The 747-nt window shown below is 38.4% G+C and carries 1 protein-coding gene; it reads left to right on the top strand.

The window, feature by feature from the left end:
* Positions 1-747, top strand: a 747-nt coding sequence (locus N1032_RS25140) for a hypothetical protein (protein WP_259543298.1), incomplete at both ends; no start/stop codon positions are given.

The following is a 747-nucleotide window of genomic DNA, read 5'->3' as shown; positions in this document are numbered from 1 at the left end:
GATTTTGCTAATCAAGATGCTCGTCTGATGGCTTTAATTTCAGATGCCAATACAGCTGCAAGCAATGCTAATAATGCTGTATTGATTATTAACCAGAAGATTGCTGATGTACAGAAACAGTTAGACATTCTTAAACAGATGAAACTCACTGTTCATCCTTTACCCTCTGGTAGCACACCAAGTGGAAGTTATGACAACACCACTGGTGAGATGATTCTTAATATTCCAGATGGTGCTCCAGGTACTGCTGGTAAAGATGGTTCAGTAACAGATTTAAATAATACCACTTCTGGTGTTCCTAAAGATACTGATATTGGTTTTTATGTAGATGCTACTACTAACACTGTACATAAAGCTACAATGTTAGATATTGCTAAAGTGTATCCTGCTGTATCAGACATCACTTTCAATGGTGGTACTCCTGAAACTCATACAGTTGATATCACACCTACTAAGATTGGTTTAGGTAATGTACTCAACGTACCTTCTTATAGTAAGACAGAAGCAGATGCTCTACACAAAGGTTCTGCTAAAGCTTATGAATCAAAAGCTGATGCTGATGCTGATGTAGTTCATCGTCAAGTTGGTGAGAAAGTTATCGTTATCACTCCAACACGAGTTGATTATTACATCGTTAAAGCTGGTGCATTGATTACTGATCCCAACGTATTAGAAGTAGATCCTAATCGTCCAGGTGAAGTGAGGGTTCTTTCTGTATCAGGTACACATCCTGATGCTACTGGTGAC

This window comes from Herbiconiux daphne, from assembly GCF_024979295.1.
GTDB classification, from domain to species: Bacteria; Actinomycetota; Actinomycetes; order Actinomycetales; family Microbacteriaceae; genus Herbiconiux; species Herbiconiux daphnes.
Note: the sequence above shows the minus strand (reverse complement) of the source record. Positions and strands in the feature narration are given on the sequence as shown.